A 16011-nucleotide genomic window follows, 5' to 3' on the forward strand; every position below is an offset into this window, starting at 1 on the left:
CCCCGCGACAAGGCTGGTCATAGCTGATTCCACGGAGGATATGGACAAAACGACGAGACGCGACCCCGGCCGCACAGCCAGCGGACGGGCGCGCGACCCGAGCCGCGCAGCAGTGAGCGCAGGGCCAGCCCAGAAAACCGTCAGCTGCCGCGGCCCCTTACCGTCGCGACCCCAGAACGGGTCTCTAGGACTGCCGCGGCTCCGTCAGGCACCAGCGGAACTCGTAGTCAAGACGCACCGCGGCGTCCAGCTCAAGATCCAGGAAGGTCTCCTTCATCAGGGCGTCGATCTGGTCGTGATCGCCGTCGCGGATGGCCTCGTACTGACGGGTGTGGACATCGATCATGTGGTCGACCGAGGGCCCGTGCTCGTTGAGCTGGGCACGCAGCGGCAGCAGCTTGCGGTAGAGCGAGTACATCGCCACCCGCAGGATCTCGTCGTGCGCGGCGATGGCGACCCTGCGGTGGTACATGCCGTCGATCCGTTCCACCAACTCCTGCGACCCGCGATGCTTGTCCAGCAATTCGAGGGTGTAGGCGATCGCGTCGAGTTCGTCCGGGGTCGCATGCTCGGCAGCCAGGTGCGCGACGATCGGCTCCACCAGGTGGCGAGTACGCAGCAGCGCCGGAACTGCATCGACCTCCAGCGGCGCGGGGTCCTGGATCAGCGAGATCGGGATCACGTCCGAGCGCACGAAGATCCCACCGCTCTGCCCCGGTTTGATGGTCAGCACACCGGCGCTCTCCAGCACCCGCAGGGCCTGCCGCAGGGTCGGCCGCGACACGTTGAGCGAGTCGGCGATGTCGGCCTCGCGCGGCAGCCGGTCGCCGGCCCGCAGCGAGTTGCGTTCGACGTACTCCAGCAGTTGGTCGGTGATGGCACTGAACATCCGGGAGGCCCGTACCGGCTTCAGCGGTTCCTTGCCGAGATCACCCACAACACCCTCCGTACACTGACCTCCGATCAGCCTAGTGGACGGGCATCGGGGCGGGCCTGCAGCAGGACGCCACGCTCGGCGGGGAAGGTCAGCCCGGAGCGCCGCAGCACCGCCCGGAAGGCGTCCTCCAGGTCCCTGCGGTACCGGGCCTCGACCTGGTCGCCGATCAGTGCCCAGGCTCGCGCCACGGAGCCGTTCAGGGTGATCACGTGCGGGTGGTACATCCGCGAGACCAGCTGCAGCGTCCAGACCAGGGTGTCGCTGAAGGCCGTCATCACCCGCACCGCCACCGGGTCGTCCTCGGTGAACCGGCGGAGCACGGTGACGGCTTCGACCGGGGTCCCGCTGAGCTCGCCGTACATCTCGCGCAGGCCGCGCCCGCAGACGGTACGGTCCAGCGAGCGCCAGCCGCCGAGTTGCTCCACCCACACCAACTGCTCGGAGAGCAGCCCGGCCGCAAACTCGCCACGCAGCACCCGTCCGTCCTCGACATAGGCCACGCCGATCCCGGTGCCGAGGTTCAGCATCGCCAGCCGGTGCCGGCCGGCACCCAGGCCGAACTCGTACTCGGCCAGGCCCATGGCGTGGATGTCGTCGTCCACCTGGACCGGCAACTGCAGCTGCTGTTCCAGGTAGTCACGCAGCGGGAAGTCGACCTTCCCGCCCATCAGCGAGGAGTACTCGACGTGTCCGCCGCGCAGCACCCCGTTGAGCACCAGCCCGATCCCCTCGTGGTCCTGGGCGCGGTGGGCGCGCAACAACCCGACCAGGTCGCTGGCGAAGGCCGGCGTTCCCCGGCGCAGCGCGGCGGTGGCAACCACCGTCGACCGGACCGGCTCCAGGTCCTGACCGAAGACGGTCAGCCGGATCTTGGTTCCTCCGATGTCGACAGCGAACCAGGTCATGCCTGCGTCCTGGAGAACCCGATGGGCTCCTGGTCTGCGTCGCCGTCGAGGTGCAGTGCGGTCAGGTCGCCGAGCGAACCGAGCGAACCGTAGTACTGGACGGTCCACTGGCCTGCCAGGTCGCGCACCGGCGCACCGTGGTACGGCAGGATGCCGCTGGCCCGGTTGACCGGCAGCACGGCCAGGTTGGTCGGCTTGGGCGAGACGGTGAGCTTGATCGCCGCCGGTGCGATCTCCTCCAGGTACCCGGTGGTGTCGCGGAGGTTGAGCAGCCCGCGGTAGGCGAAGAACTGCCGGTGGGCGACGAACTCCAGGTACTGCCGGACGTAGCGCAGCGCCGAGTCGGTCTGGCTGGGGTCGTAGGCCTTGGCCAGGGTGTCCGGGTTGTAGTCCCGGGTGGGGATGGACGCCCGCTGTCCCGGCGTGGTCTCGTCGTACCCGTGACGCAGGTAGGCGTCGCCCTCGTCCCACAGCCGGCGCAGGCGTTCCTGCTCGAAGTACCACCGGGCCTCGAAATTCGGGATCCGCTCGACCATGTCGTCCAGGCTGTGGAAGGCAACCGCGTCGCCCACCCCGGCCAGGTCGGCGATCTGCCGGATGCCGGCCCGGTAGGCGGCGATGTCGCGGGGGTCGACGCCCTGGCAGCGGCCGAGGATGCCCTCCTCCAGGATCGTCAGCCGGGCTCCGGGGGGATAGACGGCCCTGACCGCGTCCAGGACGGCGGCGAACCGCCGCAGCATCAGCGCCTCGCCGAGGTCCGGCGCCCGGCGCTGCCCGTTCTTGAGCGGGTTGGGCACCTTGTACGGGAACGCCATCGCGATGAACGCGATCGGCTCGTCGCGCTGCACGAAGTACTCGAACCGCTCCAGCCAGTGGGCACGGTTCTCCAGGATGTAGTCGGGGTTGCCGAACAGCACCTCGGGATGCTGGAAGATCGACAGCAGTCGTTCGGGGACGGTGTCCCCGGCGGCGGCCTCGACAGTGACGTCGTTGGACGTCAGCAGGTCGCGCAGTTCCTCGGCGGTCAGGACCTGATGGCCGGTGATCACCGGCGGCTGGTAGCTGGCCGGCAGGGGCGCGTTGATGTAGATGAACTCACTGGTTGCCATGGGTGGTCGGTTCTTTCCTGATGGTGGGGCTATTCGTTGGACTCGGCGTTGATCCGGCTGAGGAAGGTCCGGGTCCGCTCCTGCTGGGGGTTCCTGATCACATCGCGGGGTGGGCCGGACTCGACCACCCGGCCGCCGTCGATGAAGTGCACGACGTCGGCGACCTCCAGCGCGAAGCCGATCTCGTGGGTGACCACGAGCATGCTCATCCCTTCGATCGCGAGGGTGCGGATCACCTCCAGCACCTCGCCGACCAACTCCGGGTCGAGCGCCGAGGTCGGTTCGTCGAACAGGATGAGATCGGGCCGGGCCGCGATCGCCCGGGCGATCGCCACCCGCTGCTGCTGGCCGCCGGACAGCTGCCCGGGATAGGAACCGGCACGGTCGGCCAGCCCGACCCGGGCCAGCAGTTCCATCCCGCGTTCGTCGGCCTTGGCTCGCGGCACCTTCCGCACCATCCGGAGCCCGGCGGTGACGTTCTCCAGCGCGGTCATATTGGGGAACAGGTTGAACCGCTGGAACACCATCCCGATCCCGCTGCGGCGGGCTGCGGTGACCTTGGAGGTGGCCTCGTACCAGCGGTTGCCGCGCCGCTCGGCGCCGACCAGGTAGTCGTTCACCCAGATCTCGCCGCCCTGGTAGGGCTCGAGGGCGTTGACGCAGCGCAGCATCGTGCTCTTGCCGGAGCCCGACGGCCCGATCACGAAGACCGCCTGACCACGCCGGACGTCCAGGTCGACGCCGTCCAGCACGACATGGTCGCCGAAGGCCTTCTTCAGGCCCCGGATCCTCACCAGTGGCTGGTCACTCATCACGCCACCTCCTCGGCGGCCGGGCTGCCCGAGGCGGGTCGCTTGGCCTTCTGTGGGACGTAGCCCCGTCCGAACCTGCGCTCCAGCCGTCCCTGGAAGTAGCTGGCCACGGTGACCAGCGCGAGGTACCAGATACATGCCACGATCAGCAGTTCGATCACGTGGAAGTTCTGCGACGAGATCGACTGGACGGTGCCGAGGATCTCCTTGGTGCCGATCACGTACACCAGGGAGGTGGCCTTGAGCAGGTCGATCGCCAGGTTGCCGGCGGGCGGCAGGATCACCCGGACCGCCTGCGGCAGGATGATCCGCAGCAGCGCAGCCCCCGGCCGCATGCCCATCGACAGCGCAGCCTCGGTCTGGCCGGAGTCGACCGAGATCAGCCCACCGCGGATGACCTCACACATGAAGGCCGACACGTTGAGGCTCATCGCGAGCAGGGCGGCGTTCATCGGCGTGACCAGGGAGTTGGTGGACACCGACCAGGAGCCGATCCCCACCCGGGGCAGGAACAACGCGAGGTTGAACCAGAAGATCACCTGCACCAGCACCGGGGTGCCGCGGAAGAACCAGATGTAGGCGGCGGAGATCGTCCGCAGCACGACGTTCTTCGACATCCGCATGGTCGCCAGCGCCGTGCCGAGCACGATCGAGCTGATCAGCGAGACGACGGTGATCAGCAGGGTGGTCCCCACGCCGGCCAGCATCAGCGGCGAGAAGAGGTACTCGCCGATGACGGAGAATTTCAGGTTCCCGGAGGTGAGGACCAGGGAGAGGGCCGCGCCCAGCACCACCAGCACCACCAGTGCTGTGGTGACGGTGAACAGGCGCGGCCCCAACCGTGGATGGATCCCCTGCTCCCCCGGGCCCTCAGGCAGGGCCACTGCCTGAGTGTTCAGGAGGGACATGGCAACGGCTACTTCTGGAAGAAGTCCATCAGTTTGCTGTCCAGGACCGTGTTGATGCTGATCGCCGTGAGGGCGAGGTCACCGACCGACCACTTGTCGAAGATGGCCTGGTAGCTGCCGTCCTCGACCATCTGCTGCATGGCACCGGCCATCGCGTAGAGCAGATCCGGCTCGGCCTGGGAGAAGGCGATCCCCTGGTTCGCCGGGGCGAACGGCGGCACCGGCGCGATCTCGAGCTCCAGCCCGACACCTTCCTTGGCGGTGTTGAACTGGTAGTTGCTCACACCGTAGGTGTCGAAGGTGGCGTCAGCCTGACCGGAGGCAACCGCCAGGTAGATCGCCTGCTTGTCGGCCGACTCGGTGGCCTGGATCTTGTTGTCCTTGCAGTCGGTGGAGTTGAGCTCCTCGATCAGCGGCGGGAAGAGCGAGCCGGTGAGGTAGTTCACCCGCAGCCCGCACAGGCTGGCGAAGCCGGTGATGTTCTTGGGGTTGCCCTTCGGCACCACGATCGCGGAACCCTCGGTGGAGTAGTCGATGAAGTTGACCACCTCCTGGCGGTCCGTCCGGTCCGCCATCGCCGACAGGTAGATGTCAAACCGTCCGCCCTGGACGCCTGGCAGCGCGGCGGTGAACTGGACGTCGCTCCACTCCACCTTCAGGCCGAGCCGCTTGGCGGCCTCGTTGATCAGGTCGGCATCGACACCACTGGCCTCACGGGTGGAGGGGTCGAGGAAGGACCAGGGGGCGTTGCCGTCGGTGGTGGCCACCTTGAGCACGCCGGCGTCGGAGTACTTCTGCGGCAGCTTGGCCATCATGTCGGCCGTCGCGGTGGCGGGTGCCAGAGCGCCTGCCGCCGACGAGGCGGCCGGAGTGCTGTCCGAGCTGGACGAGGACTCCGTGGGGGCGCCGCTGCACGCGGACAGGGCGACGGCGAGACCGCCCACGAGGGCGATCGTAGAGAGTACGCGCTTGTTCATGTCTCCTGCTTCCTGGGTGGATGGGTCGGTGGTGGTCAGTCTTTGAAACCGTCGAGGTCGCTGGCGGCCTCGCGGCTGAGGAAGAGCTGCGCCCCGGGCTTGGTGCGCAGGATGGACGCCGGGCTCATGATGCTCACGGGCCCTTCGAGAACGTCCTTCATGGTGTGGGCCTTGTCCTGCTCGTGCACCAGCGCGATCACGTGCCGGGGCGCGACCAGCGCCGGAATGGTGAGCGAGAGGCCGTACCGCGGAACGTCGTCCGGGGTTGCGAAGATACCGGCCTTGGCGATCTGGCTGCGGGTCATTTCCGCGAGCGGGACGGCGACCATGATCGACGAGGTCTGGAAGTCAGCCGGCGGGTCGATGAAGGCCAGGTGGCCAGTCTCCCCGATGCCCACGATGCACAGTACGGGCTGGAGCCGCTGGTACAACTCGGCATAGCGGGCCAGTTCGTCCTCGACCGGGACGGTGTCCCCCAGCATCGGGTAGAAGGCCTTCGGCTTGACCTGGTCGAGCAGATGGCGGCGCAGCCTTGAGCCGCCCGAGCGCGGATCGGAATTGGCGACGCCCAGGTAGACGTCGACGTGGAGGACGTTGATCCGCGACCACTCGATGTCGTCACGGGCGAGGATGCCCGCGAAGAACGACTCCTGGGCCGCACCCAGGGCCATGATGATGGTGATCTCGTCGGCGTGGGCGAGTTCTTCCTTGATGGCGGTGGCGAAGACCTCCGCTGCCGAGTTGCCCAATTCCTCCGGGCTGTCGGCAACCTTGACGCTGAGTTCGCCGTACTTCTGTTCTCTCACTGGCAGTGCCTCCTCGTGGTCGACAGTGACTGATGGATAAACAGTAACTGTTTTTCCCTTTGATGTTAGGGTGTCCACAACTCGTCACCAGATCGTTACCAACCGCCACCTGGCCGGATAGGTTCTCCGTACCGGGCCAGACCGTCCGGTGGTCCAGCCGACAAGGAGCCTGTGATGCCTGACGTCCCCCAGCTCTCGGCACTGGAGTTGCTGCGCCGTTGGGACGACCAGCAGACCGTCTACATCAGGCATCGGGCGCACCGGTTCGACACGATCGCCCGGACCGTGGCCCGGTTCGGTGGGGAGCGACCCCGCATCCTTGACCTGGCCGCCGGCCCCGGCTCGCTCAGCCGGCTGATGCGCGACCGGCTGCCGGCTTGCCAGGTGGTGGCGGTGGACAAGGATCCCGTCCTGCTGAGCATCGCCGACGAGGTGTTCGCCGACGACCCGGCGGTCGAGGTGGTGGACGCCGATCTCGATAGCCCGGCCTGGCTGGAGAGGGTCAGCGGCAGCTTCGACGCGGTGGTCAGTTCGACGGCGCTGCACTGGCTGGTGCCACACGTCCTGGTCAGAACCTACGGCGAGCTTGCCGGCCTGATCCGGCCCGGCGGGGTCTTCCTCAACGGTGACCACCTGCTCTACGACGCGACCGCCAACGCTGGCCTGCGGCAGTTGGCGGCGGCTGACGACGAGCGCACCCAGGCCGAACTCCGCGCCACCGGCGCCGACAGCTGGGATGCCTGGTGGGAACTGGCCAACGGGCAGTCGCGCTACGCCGAGGCGGCCCTCGCCCGCGAACGAGTGTGGCGGGACCGCTCCGGGCCGGTGCCGAAGGTCTCCCTCGGCTTCCACCTGGAGACCCTGCGCAGCACCGGTTTCGGCGAGGTCGGAACGGTCTGGCAGTACTTCGACGATTACGTCGTGGCCGGCATCCGCTGAGCCCTTGCCGTCCCGCTCCTTGCCGTCTCGTGGCCAGCGTCAGTCGTCCTCGCCGCTGCCGATCGGCTCGACGTCGACGTCCCGGATGCCGTCCTGGTTCATGTCGGCGGCCCGGGCTGCCCGGGCGTCCCACCGCAGCAGCAGGGATCCCAGGACGGCCGCCAGCAGGCTGCCGGTGAGGATGCCGGCCTTGGCGGCGGTGATGTGGCCGCCGTCGGCATAGGACAGCTCGCTGATCAGCAGCGAGACCGTGAACCCGATCCCGCACAGCAGGCCGATCGGCAACAGGTCGCGCAGCCCGATCGAGTCCGGGAGCCGCAGCGGGGTGAAGCGGGTGACCAGCGCGGTGGTGCCCAGCACGCCGACCAGCTTGCCTGCCACCAGCGCGATCAGGGCGGCGAGGAAGACCGGCTGGCCGAAGACCGGGTCCGAGCCGCCGGTCAGCGTCACCCCGGCGGAGAAGAAGGCGAACACCGGCAGCGCGAACCCGGCGGAGAACGGACGCACCGCGTCGTCGAAGACGTGGCTGCGGGGCTGCACCTCGCCGCGGATCGGGCGGGCCGGGACGGTGAAGCCCAGCAGCACCCCGGCGATCGTCGCGTGAATCCCCGAGGCGTGCATGAACGCCCAGCCGACCAGGCCGACCGGCACCAGCAGCCACCACCAGCCGCGGGCCTGGCGTACCAGCACGCCGAACACCGCCACCGCCAGCAGGGAGGCGAACAGCGCCAGTGGTTCGATGCTGGCGGTGTAGAAGACTGCGATCACGATGATCGCGAGCAGGTCGTCCACCACGGCCAGAGTGAGCAGGAAGGTACGCAGCGCCTTCGGCAGACCGCGGCCGAAGATGGCCAGGACGGCCAGCGCGAAGGCAATGTCGGTAGCGGTCGGGACCGCCCAGCCGTGCAGCGCGGTGGTCTCGCCGAAGGCGACGAGCAGCCCGACGAAGCCCAGCGCGGGCACGATCATCCCGCCGACCGCCGCAAAGACCGGGACGGCGGCCTGGGCGGGCTGCCGCAGGCTGCCGGCGACCAGTTCATGCTTGAGCTCGACCCCGACGACGAAGAAGAAGACCGCCAGCAGCCCGTCCGCCGCCCAGGCCGACAGTGGCAGGTCGAGGTGGAGGGCCGACGGGCCGATCCGCCAGGCCGACAACGCCGCGTACGCATCGCGCCACGGGGAGTTGGCCACCAGCAGGGCCAGTCCGGCAGCGACCAGCAGCAGGATCCCGCCGGTGGTCTCGCGGGTGACGAACCGGCGAGCGCGTCGCCGCAGCGAGGCCGGCCGCGAGAATGCCGGTACCGGCTGCGCGTTCACGAGGCCTCCACAGATCGGGTCGGCGCCTACCGAACGGCAGGCACCGTCGCCGACCAGACTTCCCGGCACACCAGCGGACGAGTATAGCCGGGCCTGCCAGCTGGCCGGTTGAGGCCGCCCGCAGCGCGACCGGTCAACGGGCCGGCAGGCTTGTGGCCACTGCCTGCTGCCGCACCGGCACGCGCCCACCAGGTTCGGGCCAGCGCGCACGTGCCGACTGCGCCGCTGTCGCGATACTGCGTCTCGAATGCGCAACCAGCGGGAAATACTCACGCGTGGCGCATCGAGGCGCAGAATCGCGACACATCCTTGAACAGCCAGCCTCGGCGAGGTCCGCCGGAACGACGCCCACGATCTCCAGGCCAGGGTGCTGTCGGCAGCGGCCTGCTGGGATATCAACGGTTCGGCACCGGCCGGGATCTCAGCGCCCGAGGCAGCCGACCGGGATGACATGACGCCGTCGCTGTGGGTCCGCTACCGAGTTCGCCCTCGAAGCCACAGCCTGCGGTCACTCTCGGATCAGGTTCCCGCGAGAATGCGTTGCTTCTGGCTGTCGAACTCGGCCTCGGAGAGGACGCCGGTGTCCCTGAGCTGGCCGAGCCGTGTCAACTGATCGAGCAGGTCGTTCGTTGACGCGGCCGGTGCAGCCGGTGCTGGCGGGGCGGGTGGTGCCGGGCGCGCAGCGGCTGCGGCAGCGTCCTCGGCTGCCCACCGCTGGTGCTGGCGCCGCTGGACGTTTCCGACGACATTCGCGGCGACCGAGGCCCGGGCCGCAGTTCGTAGCAGACCCATCAGTTCTCCTCCTCCGGCAGTTCGGCGAGACTCGCGGCCAGATCGGTGATGTCGACGCCGCCGGCCCAGAGTTCGAGCCCGCCGTGCCGGCCCCAGGCCGCAGCGACCTCTGCCAGGCTGCGATCCTCATAGATCACCGCGATGGCGACGTGCTCCGGTGGGAGTTCACCGGCAATGGCCGCGAGGTCGTCCGGCTGCAGGACGTCCGACTCGAACTCGGCCAGGTCGACCGACCTGGCCTCACCATCGGCGGCGAGGTCGGCGAATGCAAGCCGCACCGGCTCGCCGTTGGCGACGCCGATGATCTCCAGATCGAGCAACTCGATCGCGCCGCGCGCCACTTGCTCGATGAGGGCACGAAATCCGTCCTGAAGCCGGGCACCGAGCGGTACCACGAAGACGGCGAAGTCGACCGGCCCGCTGTAGAAGTCTGTGGTCACGGGAGCGAGCATGCCACGAATCACGGCCGGTGCACCGGGCGTTGGCCGACAGCTCCTGCAAACTACCCCTGACGGGGGATATGGGCCCCTCTCACCGGCAGCAAACTGACCCGAGATCGCACTCGTCCGGTTTCGCTCCAGAGAGGACTCGCCATGACTCACGCTGCCCCTTACCCACCCTTCGTCCTTCCGCAGCGTGCCCTTCGAGTAGGTGCGGCCGCGGCCGCACCCGAGGACGTCGGCGCGATCGGTCACATCGTCTTCGCCGGGCAGACCCTCGACCCGCTCAGCGGGCTGTCCCTCGACCGCGCCGCAGCCCTCGGCTTCAAGGCTCAGCCGGGTGAGACCCTGGTCCTGACCAGTGCCGAAGGCCCGGTGAACGTCCTGATCGGTGGTGGCGACCCCGGTGCCGTGACGACGGCGGTGCTGCGCGATCTGGCCTCCTATCTGGCCCGGGCGGTCCCGGGGCTGGACCGGCTGGCGCTGGTGCTCCCGCGGACGGAGCTTCCCATCGGCGACGCGGCGGCAGCGGTCGTCGAGGGCGCTGCGCTGGCCCGCTACGTCTACCGCATCGGGACCGACGGCCCGGAGGCCACGCTGGCCTCCTTCGACCTCATCGTCTCAGACGAGGCCGTCTCCGACGCCGCAACCGGTGCCACCCGCGGGCTCGAGGTGGTCAAGGCTGCCAAGTTGGCTCGCGATCTGGCAGGCACCCCGGGCGGGATCCTGACGGCCATGAAGCTCGCCGGGGTCGCCTCCGAACTGGGGCCGCAGGCCGGCCTGGAGGTGGAGATCTTCGACGAGCCGGCCCTGGTCGAGTTGGGATGCGGCGGCCTGCTCGGGATCAACCTGGGCAGCGCCGAGCCGCCAGCCATGATCAAACTGGTCTATCGCCCCGACGGTGAACCGACGGGGAGACTCACCCTGGTCGGCAAGGGGATCATGTACGACGCGGGCGGCCTGGCGCTGAAGCCGGGTGACGAGATCCACGCCACGATGAAGAACGACATGTCCGGCGCTGCCGCCATCCTCGGCGCGATGACCGCGCTGCGAGCCCTCGGCTGCCGGGCTCAGGTCACCGGCTATCTGATGTGCACCGACAACATGCCCTCGGGTTCTGCCCTCCGGCTGGGCGACATCGTCGTGATGCGTGGCGGCAAGACCGTCGAGGTGATCAACACCGATGCCGAGGGACGGATGGTGATGGCCGACGCTCTCGTCCTGGCCACCGAGGAACCGGTCGACGCGATCGTCGACATCGCCACGCTGACCGGAGCTGCGATGCGAACGCTCGGCACCGAGATCGCCGCCGTCCTGGGTAACAACGACGCCCTGCTGGACCAGGTGAAGGCAGCGGCTGAGCGGGTCGACGAGCCGGTGTGGGAACTGCCGCTGGCCCGGCGGTATCGCCCCGAACTCAACTCGCCGATAGCCGACCTGCGGAACATGGGCGGGGTGAACGCCGGAAGCATCACCGCAGCGCTCTTCCTGGAGGAGTTCGTCGCCGGCAAGCCCTGGGTGCACATCGACATCGCGGGAACCGCGCAGTCGGGGGCGGCCCGCAAATGGCTCAACCACGGTCCGACCGGCTTCGGAACCCGGCTGCTGCTCGATCTCGCGCTGAACTTCAGCGCGGCGTGAAGGGGACCGACATGAGCAATGCTGACAGCCCGGTGGAAGCGACCACCGACGCCCCGGACGACGAGGGCCAGAAGGGCATCCTGGGTGCGGTGGAGCGGATCGGCAACAAGGTGCCGCACCCGGCGCTGATGTTCTGCTACCTCATACTCTTCATCATCGTGCTCTCCTGGGGCCTGCAGTTGGCCGGGGTGAGTGTCACCGAAGAGGTGGCCGTCCCGGTCAGTCAGGGCGCCGAGTACGACTACTATGAGGACAGCACCCTGCCCAGCGTGTCGGCGCCCGACAACACCTCCGACGAGTGGAAGATCGTCGAGCAGCAGATCCCGATCAAGAGCCTGATCTCCATCGACGGCATCCGGTTCATCTTCTCCTCGTTCGTGAACAACTTCGCCGGCTTCGCCGTGATCGGCGTCACCTTCGTAGCCATGATGGGCGCCGGGGTCGCGGAAGAGTCGGGCCTGCTGGGCTCGCTGATCCGCAAACTGGTCGGGGCGGCTCCGAAGTGGGCGCTGACCTTCATCCTGGTGCTCACCGGGGTACTGTCCTCGGCGGCCTCGGACGCGGGCTATCTGATCCTGATACCCCTGGCCGCCGCTGCCTTCGCCAGCATCGGTCGACATCCTCTGGCCGGTCTGGCGACCGGGTTCGCCGGGGTGGCGACCATCTTCATGGTCAACGTGATACCGACACCGACCGATGCGATGATCACCGAGATCGCCAACGAGGCGATCGGGCTGGCCGGCGGTGAGCCGATCAGCATCGTCGCCAACTACTGGTTCATGCTCGCCTCCTCCTTCATCATCGCCTTCATCGCGGCGCTGGTCACCGAACGGATCGTCGAACCACGACTGGGCCCCTGGCAGCCGGACGCGGAGCGGGCCGCCCACGCCGAGGAGATCGCGGCGCTCAGCCCCGAGGCGGACAAGAGGGGCAGCCGGATGGCGCTGTTCGGTTTTCTCACGATCGTTGCGATCGTGGTGGTGTTCACGGCGCCGCCGGGCGCACCCTTGCGGGATCCGGAGACGGGGGACATCATCGGTCAGACGCCGTTCATGGACAGCCTGCTGTTCATCATCATGCTGGCGTTCCTGGTGTCCGGCATCTGCTACGGCCTTGGCGCGAAGACCATGACCGGCAGCGGTGATGTCATCAAGGCGATCACCAAGACCTTTGCCGGTCTGGGTGGCATGGTGTTGATGCTGATGATGATCAGCCAGTTCATCGCCCTGTTCAACTGGTCGAACCTGCCACCGGTGATCGCCGGATCGCTGGCCGAACTGCTGGAGCAGGCCAACATCGGCGCCATCCCGCTGCTGATCGGGTTCATCCTGGTCATCGTGCTGCTCGACTTCATCATGCCGGGCTCCCTGCCGAAGTGGGCGATCTTCGCGCCGATCTTCGTCCCGCTGTTCATGAGGCTGGGTGTCGCGCCGCAGACCCTGCTGGCCGCCTACCGCGTCGCGGACTCCCCGGTGAACGCGCTGACACCGCTGATGGTCTACCTGCCGTTCATCGTGACCGTGGCGCAGCGGTATCAGAAGAAGGCCGGTATCGGGACCGTTGTCGCCCTGATGCTGCCGTACTCCGGCATCATCCTGGTGGCCTGGACCGTGCTGTTCGTCGCCTGGTTCCTGCTGGGTATTCCGCTCGGGCCCGGCTACCCGCCGAGCGTCCCGTAGGGGTTCAGGGAGGGATGTACCTCAGCCCGGAGGGCCGTCGGACTGGTTTCCGGCGGCCCTCCGGGGCTGTTCGGCAGAGGTTCACCGGGGTCCTGGCGTGTCTGAGGGACCCGCCTGGGGGACGACGACGTGGCGCTTCTCGCCCTGCTTCAGTGGCGGAGCCCGGCTGCTGGCCGTCCTGCGGCGATGCCGACGACGGTTCGCACCAGCAGGACGGCGGCGAACCAGCCCAGTACGGCCAGGGCCACCGTCGCGTAGTCGGCAGGATCCTCCAGCCACCCCAGGCGCCACAGCCAGCGGGTCAGCGGCACCCCGGCCTGGACGGTGGCCACGACCATCAGCCCGGCGGCCAGGAGGATCATCCTGGGCGACCGCAGGGTCATCACGGCAACCAGCAGCGCCGCATAGATCAGGACGTAGGCGACCGCCTGCTGGGCGTAGGCCATGCGTCCGGTCGTGGCGAAGAAGTGGTGGTAGACCACGAAGCCGACCAGGGCGAGGCTGATGCCCACGGGCAGGATGAAGCGGAGGATCGCGCGCCGGTAGCCTTCGGACGGCGCCGGCCCCGTCCCCGACCAGGCGGTCAGCGCCAAGGACGGAATCGTGCCGGCGAGGATCCCGAGGGCCGAACCGTGGGCGGAGATGTAGGGAAAACCCGAGCTCAACAGCCGCACCAGGATGATGAGGGTGGCGGCGGCGACCACCATGGTGAGGTCGAGTTTGATGACGTTGAGCAGGCCATGGACGATCGACTGGCCTCGTTGGAGCATTGCCAGCAGGGCTTGTGGCGAGTTGGTCTGGAGATGGATGTCGGCCAGCGCGACGGCGGCCTGGGCACTGCCGGGCTGGGCGACCGCGAGGTCCGCTTCGATCATCGCCGGAAGGTCGGTCACACCATCACCGACCACCGTCACATGTTCACCTGCCTCCCGCAGTGATGCGACGATCTGTCCGACCTCCACCGGTGAGAACCCGCCGAACAGGGCACGGCTTCGCACCACCCGTGCCCACTCCGACTGGGGATGCTGCATCAACTCGTCACGAGACAGCAGCCCGCGCGTCCGGACGTGGTCGGCGTCAGCAGCGGACAGGCCCTGGTCCACCAGGCGGTTCAGCGAAGCTGCGGCCGAGCCCGCGGCGAAGGCCTTCACCTGCACACCGCGAGCCACGAAGCCCTGGATTGCGGCCATCGCCCCGTCGCGCACCGTGGCGGCCAGGTGGAGGATCGCCAGCGGTACGAGCAGGTCGGGAAGCTGGGGGCGACCCTGTTCGTCCCGCAGCGGCACCCGGTCCGGCCGATAGGCGACCACCAACTCCTCCTCGCCCGGACGCCGGGCCGGCAGTTCGCCGGTCAGCGCCGCCTGGAGCGCTTCACGTCTGCCCAGCACATAGACTCCGTCGTCCCCGTCGGCAAAGGCCAGCCCGACCCAGCCCAGGCTGGTGAGGTAGGGCACCTCGGCGCTGATCGGGCGGCGCTCACCCTCGAAAGCCTCACTCAGCGCCCGCATCAATGCCGTGGTCGAACTGGTGGAACGTACGGCGTCACCCAGCAGTTGACGGATGCGTGGCTCCGAGGGGTGTTCTCCCTCGCTGTGGCGGACGACGGTGAGGTCCACCGAGGTGCCGGCCAGCATCCCGACCTCGGTGAAACAGACCACCGTGGTCTCGGCGAGAGTCTCGATCGCGCGGGCGCGCGTCACGGCTCCACCGTGTCGGGCCAGACTTGCGGCGCCGACGATGTAGCTGACGATGATCATCAGGTAGAGACCGCTTGGCGCCAGGTTGAAGATGACGGGCGCGGCATCGACAAAGGCCTCCAACGGCTCACCGATGTCGAGGCGGTTCAACTCGGCGAGGTAAAGCCCGGCGTACACCACCACCACGCCCAGTAGGACCTGCAGGATCCGCGAGACCGCCGCTTCCAGGGGGCTCATCCGGCCGCGGTTTCGTTGCCGGCTTGGGGCGGATTGCGCCATGAACGTGTCGGGGCCCAGCGTCTGGATGACATAGCTGCCCCGTCCCGACACGCAGTAGCTGCCCGCCAGGACCCGTCCGCCTGGCCGAAGCTGCCGCGTTCCCCGGACGCCGTCGGCCGCGGAACTGTCGATCAGGACGGGCCTGGTGCCACGGTAGACGCCGTCGCCGAGGAACTGGTCGCCGGGGCCTACCAGCAGCAGGTCACCGGGTACCACCCGTTCCGGCGGCACGCTGCACGGCCGTTCGTCGCGCACCGCGGTGTAGCGCAACCTGGTCGTCTGGAGGAGCTGGGTGAGGCTGCGACCGGCCAGCTTCTCCTGAACCGTCCGGATCCCGATGCTCACGCCCAACATGACCACCGTCATCACAGCCGCGAACCACTCGTTCAACAGCAGAACCTGGACCAGCGCCAGGCCGACCAGGTTCAGGTGGAAGACGGTGAAGACGCTCTCGCGCCCGATACTCCTCGCGGACCGAATGATGGAGCGCGGAGCCGCCTTGGCCTCGCCCCGCAGATACCGGGCCTCGGCTTCTGCCGCGCTCAGGCCCGTCGGCATGGCAGCTGGCGGCCTCACCGCCACCAGCGCCCGCCGCGGGTATCTGCGGGTGAGGACGAGAACTGCAGCGCCGGCAGCCGCCACGAGCACCCCCACAGCCCACCACCGGCCGGCTGCCGCTGCCGGCTTCCCGGCCTGGTGTGGCGCACCGGTCGACATGGCGTCATTGTCATCTGCCGACGCTCAGGGCGGACCACCCGCGGTGGGGGATCTGC

General features: G+C 68.4%; 14 protein-coding genes. 3 read left to right on the plus strand and 11 right to left on the minus strand.

Features of this window, described 5'->3' with window-relative positions; translation table 11 throughout:
- Positions 1 to 184 precede the first annotated feature (184 nt).
- From VB080_RS10520 to VB080_RS10550, 7 genes are read right to left on the minus strand one after another with little or no spacing between them, the layout of a single operon-like run.
- A complete protein-coding gene (locus tag VB080_RS10520) occupies positions 185 to 937 on the minus strand; it encodes a FadR/GntR family transcriptional regulator (RefSeq protein WP_323418397.1) in 753 nt (250 codons plus the stop codon).
- Between the two features lie 26 nt (positions 938 to 963).
- Positions 964 to 1842, minus strand: a complete 879-nt coding sequence (locus VB080_RS10525; RefSeq protein ID WP_323418398.1) for an ROK family protein — start codon at positions 1840 to 1842, stop codon at positions 964 to 966.
- Entirely contained in the window at positions 1839 to 2951 is a 1113-nt protein-coding gene (locus tag VB080_RS10530; RefSeq protein WP_323418399.1) for an L-tyrosine/L-tryptophan isonitrile synthase family protein, read from the minus strand. The genes VB080_RS10525 and VB080_RS10530 overlap by 4 nt, the downstream gene beginning before the upstream one ends.
- Before the next feature lie 29 nt (positions 2952 to 2980).
- Positions 2981 to 3763 (minus strand): amino acid ABC transporter ATP-binding protein, encoded by a 783-nt coding sequence (locus tag VB080_RS10535; RefSeq protein ID WP_323418400.1) that lies wholly within the window; start codon positions 3761 to 3763, stop codon positions 2981 to 2983.
- Positions 3763 to 4647, minus strand: a complete 885-nt coding sequence (locus tag VB080_RS10540) for an amino acid ABC transporter permease (RefSeq protein ID WP_323418401.1) — start codon at positions 4645 to 4647, stop codon at positions 3763 to 3765. Before VB080_RS10540 ends, VB080_RS10535 begins: the two co-directional genes overlap by 1 nt.
- A 32-nt stretch (positions 4648 to 4679) precedes the next feature.
- The gene (locus VB080_RS10545) at positions 4680 to 5648 is read right to left on the minus strand and encodes an ABC transporter substrate-binding protein (protein WP_323418402.1); all 969 of its coding nucleotides are present in this window, start codon (positions 5646 to 5648) and stop codon (positions 4680 to 4682) included.
- A 35-nt stretch (positions 5649 to 5683) separates the two neighbouring features.
- Positions 5684 to 6454 carry a 6-phosphogluconolactonase gene (locus VB080_RS10550; protein ID WP_323418403.1) on the minus strand — a complete coding sequence of 257 codons (771 nt, stop codon included), beginning with the start codon at positions 6452 to 6454 and terminating at the stop codon, positions 5684 to 5686.
- A gap of 174 nt (positions 6455 to 6628) precedes the next feature.
- On the opposite strand from VB080_RS10550, the gene VB080_RS10555 reads away from it, so the two are divergent.
- Positions 6629 to 7393, plus strand: coding sequence for a class I SAM-dependent methyltransferase (locus VB080_RS10555; protein ID WP_323418404.1), 765 nt, complete (start codon positions 6629 to 6631; stop codon positions 7391 to 7393).
- 39 nt (positions 7394 to 7432) lie between these two features.
- Here the strand turns inward: VB080_RS10555 and nhaA are convergent, their stop codons facing one another.
- From nhaA to VB080_RS10570, 3 genes are all read right to left on the minus strand, one after another.
- Positions 7433 to 8710 (minus strand): Na+/H+ antiporter NhaA, encoded by a 1278-nt coding sequence (gene nhaA / locus VB080_RS10560; RefSeq protein ID WP_323418405.1) that lies wholly within the window; start codon positions 8708 to 8710, stop codon positions 7433 to 7435.
- 519 nt (positions 8711 to 9229) lie between these two features.
- The gene (locus VB080_RS10565) at positions 9230 to 9502 is read right to left on the minus strand and encodes an SHOCT domain-containing protein (RefSeq protein ID WP_323418406.1); all 273 of its coding nucleotides are present in this window, start codon (positions 9500 to 9502) and stop codon (positions 9230 to 9232) included.
- Positions 9502 to 9942 carry a hypothetical protein gene (locus VB080_RS10570; RefSeq protein WP_323418407.1) on the minus strand — a complete coding sequence of 147 codons (441 nt, stop codon included), beginning with the start codon at positions 9940 to 9942 and terminating at the stop codon, positions 9502 to 9504. Before VB080_RS10570 ends, VB080_RS10565 begins: the two co-directional genes overlap by 1 nt.
- Before the next feature lie 153 nt (positions 9943 to 10095).
- Between VB080_RS10570 and VB080_RS10575 the strand changes: the two genes are divergently transcribed.
- Together VB080_RS10575 and VB080_RS10580 are read left to right on the plus strand one after the other, a co-directional pair.
- On the plus strand, positions 10096 to 11583 hold the full coding sequence (locus VB080_RS10575) for a leucyl aminopeptidase family protein (RefSeq protein WP_323418408.1): 1488 nt from the start codon (positions 10096 to 10098) through the stop codon (positions 11581 to 11583).
- Positions 11584 to 11594: 11 nt separating this feature from the next.
- Positions 11595 to 13262 (plus strand): AbgT family transporter, encoded by a 1668-nt coding sequence (locus VB080_RS10580; protein WP_323418409.1) that lies wholly within the window; start codon positions 11595 to 11597, stop codon positions 13260 to 13262.
- A gap of 149 nt (positions 13263 to 13411) precedes the next feature.
- On the opposite strand, the gene VB080_RS10585 is transcribed toward VB080_RS10580, so the two are convergent.
- The gene (locus VB080_RS10585) at positions 13412 to 15955 is read right to left on the minus strand and encodes a hypothetical protein (protein WP_323418410.1); all 2544 of its coding nucleotides are present in this window, start codon (positions 15953 to 15955) and stop codon (positions 13412 to 13414) included.
- Between the last annotated feature and the right edge of the window lie 56 nt (positions 15956 to 16011).

Source organism: Propionicimonas sp. (assembly GCF_034927565.1).
Lineage (GTDB): Bacteria > Actinomycetota > Actinomycetes > Propionibacteriales > Propionibacteriaceae > Propionicimonas.